4 protein-coding genes are annotated in these 3,583 nt (G+C 69.3%); 3 read left to right on the top strand and 1 reads right to left on the bottom strand.

The annotated features are described in order from the left end of the window. The first annotated feature begins 130 nt into the window (after positions 1-130). The 3 genes from AC1D15_RS22385 to AC1D15_RS22375 all read left to right on the top strand — a co-directional run bounded on the left by AC1D15_RS22385 (position 131) and on the right by AC1D15_RS22375 (position 3,019). Positions 131-1,087 (top strand): sugar phosphate isomerase/epimerase family protein, encoded by a 957-nt coding sequence (locus tag AC1D15_RS22385; protein WP_477827698.1) that lies wholly within the window; start codon positions 131-133, stop codon positions 1,085-1,087. 127 nt (positions 1,088-1,214) lie between these two features. Next, the gene (locus AC1D15_RS22380; RefSeq protein WP_477827697.1) at positions 1,215-2,144 is read left to right on the top strand and encodes a PEP-CTERM sorting domain-containing protein; all 930 of its coding nucleotides are present in this window, start codon (positions 1,215-1,217) and stop codon (positions 2,142-2,144) included. Then, complete coding sequence (locus AC1D15_RS22375; protein ID WP_477827696.1) at positions 2,141-3,019, top strand: PEP-CTERM sorting domain-containing protein; 879 nt, start codon at positions 2,141-2,143, stop codon at positions 3,017-3,019. The genes AC1D15_RS22380 and AC1D15_RS22375 overlap by 4 nt, the downstream gene beginning before the upstream one ends. A gap of 8 nt (positions 3,020-3,027) precedes the next feature. Here AC1D15_RS22375 and AC1D15_RS22370 read toward each other — a convergent pair. After that, a partial coding sequence (locus AC1D15_RS22370) for a sensor histidine kinase (RefSeq protein ID WP_477827695.1) occupies positions 3,028-3,583 on the bottom strand: 556 nt, incomplete at its 5' end.

Below are 3,583 nucleotides of genomic sequence, written 5' to 3'. Positions count from 1 at the left end.
GTGCTGTTCAACGAGACGCCCGCCGCCGCACCGGGGCCGCGCGGCGCGCTGACGCACAGCGAGCTCGGCAGCGTGAGCTTCGAGCTGGTGCACGACCAGCCCGGCGACGCGCCGTGAGGAGGAGACGACCATGAGCCAGTTCACCGGCAACGTCGACGACTTCGGCATGGACACCATCTCGCTGGCCGGCAGCCTGCCCGACAAGCTGCGAGCCATGAAGGCCGCCGGGTTCACCCAGGTGATGCTGTCGGCACGCGATCTCGTCGGCCACCCGGCCGGCGTCGACGCCGCGGTGCAGGTGGTGCGCGACAGCGGGCTGCGCGTCACCGGCTTCCAGGTGCTGCGCGACTTCGAGGGGCTGCCAGGCGGCCTGCGCGAGTACAAGATCGACATCGCGCGCTCGATGATGGCGCTGTGCGCGGCAGTCGGCTCGCGCGTGCTGCTGGTGTGCTCGTCGACATCGACCCATGCGAGCAGCGACCTCGACGACATCGCGCGCGACCTGCGCCGGCTCGCGGTGATGGCGGTGCCGTTCGGCATCCGCATCGCGTTCGAGGCGCTGTCGTGGGGCCGCACGATCAACGAGTTCCCGGTGGCCTGGGACGTGGTCTGCCGCGCCGACATGCCCAACCTCGGGCTGGCGCTCGACTCGTTCCACGCGTTCGCGATGCAGACCTCGCTGGACTTGCTGGACGAGGTCGACCCGCAACGGATCTTCCTGGTGCAGCTCGCCGACTTCATGTGGAACGAGATCCGCTCGGTCGAGGAGCGCATCGACACTGCGCGCCACTTCCGCGTGTTCCCCGGCGAAGGCGCGCACAGCCGGCAGGCCGCCGAGATGGTGCTGCGGCTGGACCGGCTGGGTTACCGCGGCGACTACAGCTTCGAGGTGTTCAACGACGACTACCAGCAGATGCCGCTGCCGATGGTGGCGGCACGCGCCGCGCGCTCGGCGGCGTGGCTGGGGGAGGCGGTGCTGAAGCGGTCGGTGCCGTTGCCGGGGGCGCTTCGGCTCAGAACGGATCGGGATGTCGCGGTCAGCAGGAATGCCGATTGCTTGCTGCCAGCAAGTTCAACGAGGCATTGAACGTGACGGCCGCTGCCTTGCAGTTCTGACACGTCTCTCTGCCTGCATCGGCAATCGGGTCGGCAGGTTTTCCCGAGGAGGGGGCCAGGGCCGCCTCGGTGACTGCGTCAACGCACGGGAGAGAGTGATGAAGACATCCGCACTGTTCGCTTTGCTGGTCTCGGCGGGCATGGCCGCCACGGTCCAGGCCCACGAATCCTCCGCCGAGTTCCAGTTCGATCCCATCGTGGGCCTGTCGGGCAGCGGGGCTTCGACGCCGGGCACGGTCGGCCAGTGGCTCACGCCGAATTCCTACAGCGGCTCCACCACGGTCAGGTACACCTGGGCCGACGGGAGCCGGTCGTGGAACCAGGACACCTACACCTCGGCCGGGCTGCCGCTCGCGGACCGCAACGGCGATCCCTTCGGCCCGCGGCGCGAGCAGACCATGCCGGCGCTGGCCGCCGATTCGCCTTCGGCCCACTCGCTGGTCGAGCCCGGCCACATGCTCGCGGGCGTGACGCGCGAGCATCCCTGGGACGAAGCCAACGCCAGTGCCAACTGGGAGCGCACGTTCTCGCTGCTGCCCAACACCTCGATCACCTTCTCCGGCACGGCCACCCTCGGCTCGGACCAGGCGACCACGCAGGAGACCACCTTCGCGGCCTCGCCCAACCTGAACCCGCAGTACGCGAACCGCGGCGGCCTCTCGTTCCACAGCTCGCTCGGCGACGGCAGTGGGTGGATCAACGGCATCAGCTTCATCGCGCGCATCATGAACTTCGACCCGCGGCTGCCCGCCGGCTCTCCGTCGCTCGGGCGCGTGGGGTCGGTGGACGACTTCGCCTACAGCAGCGACGAGCAGGGCCACCTGTCGCTGACCCTGTTCAACCATTCCGACGAGCTGATGTTCACGAGCCTGTCCTTCGGGGCGTTCGCCGTGGCGCCGTTCATCTCGCCGATCCCGGAGCCGTCGACCGCGGCGGCCATGCTGCTGGGCCTGGGGCTGCTGGCCTGGCGGCGCAAGGCGTCGTCCAACCCGTCATCCACCCCCACCGCCGCCGGAGGCCTCGCATGAAGACCCGCAACCTGCTCATCGCGCTGGCGGCCGTCGGGCTGGTCGGCCTGGCCCGCGCCGGCGACGTCAGCGTCGACTTCCGGCTCGACCCGCTCACCGGGCTGTCCACCGACGCGAGTTCCCCGCCCGGCACCGTGGGCCACTGGATCACGCCCAACACCTTCTCCGGTTCGACGACGGCGATCCACTACTGGGCGGACCAGTCGACCTCGTATCGCGAGACCTCCTTCGATTCGCAACGTCTCGCCGGCAGCGCCATCGGCACCCAGCCGTTCGGCAACTACAGCCGCGGCGTCGACCGGGTGGCGGCCGATGCGCCGTCGGCCCATGTGACGGTGGAGCCGGGGCACCTGCATTCCGAGGTGTCGCGCCCGAAGATGGGCGACTCGGCGGATGTCCACCTCGATTGGCAACGCGCCTTCACGCTCGACCCGAACAGCTCCATCACGCTGTCGGGGCTGCTGACGCTCGACTCCACGGTGCCGCTCTCGCCGACGGCGTCCTACGGCACCACGCCGAACCCACGGGACACCATCGCGAACTCGGCCACGCTCTCGTTCCGCGACAACGCGAGCTGGGGCTGGGGCAACGGCATCACGCTCATCGCGAACATCCTGAACCAGGATCCGCGGGACTTCCACGCGCCGTTCCTGGGCATCCAGCCGGGGCCGGACGACTTCGCCTACAGCGCCGATCCGCAAGGGCACCTGTCGCTGACGATCTTCAACCGGTCCAACCAGTCGATGTTCGGCAGCTTCGAGATCCTGTTCCTGTCGTCGGTCGACCAGATGCCCATCCCGGAGCCGAGCACCTGGCTGGCGATGCTGGTGGGGCTGGCGGTGCTGGCCTGGCGGTACAGGCCTGCGGGATCATGAGCCTCGGTTCAAGCCGGTCGAGCGCGCGCGGGAATCGTGACGACGAAGCGGCTGCCCAGCCCGAGCCCGGCGCTGCTCGCCTCGACGCTGCCGCCATGCGCTTCGGCCAGCTCGCGCACCACCGCCAGGCCGAGCCCCAGGCCGACGCCGTTGAACTTCACCGCATGCTGCTCCTGCACGAACGGGTCGAAGACCTCGAGCAAGGCCTGCTGTGTGATGCCGATGCCGTTGTCGCTGACGGTGAACACCACGGTGTCCGGCGTGCGTTGCACGACGAGGGCGATCTGGCCGCCGGCCGGCGTGTACTTGGACGCGTTGCCCAGCAGGTTGCTCAGGATCTGGGTCAGGCGGACCGCGTCGCCGCACATGGCGCCCGGTGGGGACGGCACCTCGAGCTGCAGTGACTGCGTTCGCAGGGCCATCGCATGGCGGCAGCTGACGAGCGAATCCTCGATCACGTCGGCGATGTCGAGGTCGCCCCACTCCAGCCGCAGCTTGCCGGTATTGACTCGCGACACATCCAGCAGGTCACCGATCACGCGCGACATGCGCCCGGTCTGCCGT

Source organism: Rhizobacter sp. P2_H2, assembly GCF_056403375.1.
This window is presented reverse-complemented; position numbering and strand designations above follow the sequence as displayed.

Coding starts and splice junctions, on each gene's coding strand:
- AC1D15_RS22385 (WP_477827698.1), top strand. CDS start 131: ATGAGCCAGTTCACCGGCAACGTCGACGACTTCGGCATGGACACCATC.
- AC1D15_RS22380 (WP_477827697.1), top strand. CDS start 1,215: ATGAAGACATCCGCACTGTTCGCTTTGCTGGTCTCGGCGGGCATGGCC.
- AC1D15_RS22375 (WP_477827696.1), top strand. CDS start 2,141: ATGAAGACCCGCAACCTGCTCATCGCGCTGGCGGCCGTCGGGCTGGTC.